We start from the raw sequence: 1232 nt of genomic DNA on the forward strand, positions 1-1232 counted from the left end.
AATTTCAAGTATTATTGAGCGACCCCCGAAAGTACAACGTAATTCAGGAAAAGCGCAAGCAATTTTTTGAGGTTTTACCAAACTATTGATTGCGGGTATTAGTTCTCCTTGAAGACGACTATGTTTTCCTTGAGGCATGGGCTTGGGAATAATTTTTCCATCAAGGTACTCACTAGCAGGCTTTGTTTCCGGTAGTTTCAGAAACTCCTCCAATGTCAGTATTTTAGGTTGTGATTGTACCATTTCAGGGTTGTCTCCAATTGTGCCAGTAGGGGTTTGGTGGGCAAATTTTGGGAATTTGATCATTTCATCAGCTCTGATGCCCATTTGCCCACCATACAAGATCAGGCGATCGCACTAAAAGAAGTAGGGTAGGGTGGGCAAATAATGAGAGTTTGGCAATTTGATCAAATATCATGTCCATTTGCCCACCCTACAAAATCTACAAAATCAGGCGATCGCACTCAACGGCGTTCTCCTCGACTTCACTACCTTTATTGTGTCATATCATCGGTTTGTTGGGTTTTGTTGTCTCAACCCAACCTACACTATTCGCGTACCCACTTAAGCGCGGACATTCACCGGTGCGTTACACTTCATTAACGCACTCTACAAGAGCTTTGATATCCCTGATATATTCGATTATTAATAAACGTAAATAGTTCAGGGTTTCGACATAGTGTTTCATTTTCGGATAATCAAAGTCTTGTGAAAAATACCATTCAGTAAATTTAGGAATTTCTACTAGTTTTATTTTCTGTAATTCATTACTAATTTCTTGGGCATTTTCAAAGGAATTATCATTAATAACTTGAAAGGCGTATCCTCTAATAGTATCGGTTAATATTTCAATAATCCCTAATATACTAACGTCTTGATTTTCTTCCCATCGGGAAATTTTTGCTCTTTCTCCCTGAGTAGCTTGATAGTCAATGAGCAATTGATTTAAGATTTGCTCAATATATCCTTTGGCTGTTATGGTATTATCAGCTTTGTTGGAAATATCTAAGTTTGGCATGATTTTTTTTAAGTTTAGCCGTAAGAAATAATTTTGTTGTCTCTTTCTCTAAGAAATTCAGTTCCTTTATTCCATCTCAATGCCCCATTCGGTAATTGGGTTTTTCGTGACCCTTTTTTGTTAAAATTAGCAGCCTTTCTGAGATACTTTAAATAATTCCCTTTAAAACCGTGTCTGTCTGCATGATCTACAATACTATTGGCTAGGGTTGGAT

Annotated in this window: 4 protein-coding genes; 1 reads left to right on the top strand and 3 read right to left on the bottom strand. The window is 37.4% G+C overall.

Annotation, left to right across the window (positions count from 1 at the left end; translation table 11 throughout):
* On the bottom strand, positions 1-243 hold a 243-nt coding region (locus F6K49_RS50485), incomplete at its 3' end, for a Uma2 family endonuclease (protein ID WP_293110426.1).
* A 160-nt stretch (positions 244-403) separates the two neighbouring features.
* On the opposite strand from F6K49_RS50485, the gene F6K49_RS50490 reads away from it, so the two are divergent.
* On the top strand, positions 404-568 hold the full coding sequence (locus tag F6K49_RS50490) for a hypothetical protein (RefSeq protein WP_293084035.1): 165 nt from the start codon (positions 404-406) through the stop codon (positions 566-568).
* Positions 569-589: 21 nt separating this feature from the next.
* Here F6K49_RS50490 and F6K49_RS50495 read toward each other — a convergent pair whose 3' ends face one another.
* The gene (locus tag F6K49_RS50495; protein ID WP_293066815.1) at positions 590-1018 is read right to left on the bottom strand and encodes a hypothetical protein; all 429 of its coding nucleotides are present in this window, start codon (positions 1016-1018) and stop codon (positions 590-592) included.
* A gap of 14 nt (positions 1019-1032) precedes the next feature.
* On the bottom strand, positions 1033-1232 hold a 200-nt coding region (locus F6K49_RS50500), incomplete at its 5' end, for a hypothetical protein (protein WP_293110424.1).

The organism is Moorena sp. SIO3I6, from assembly GCF_010672095.1.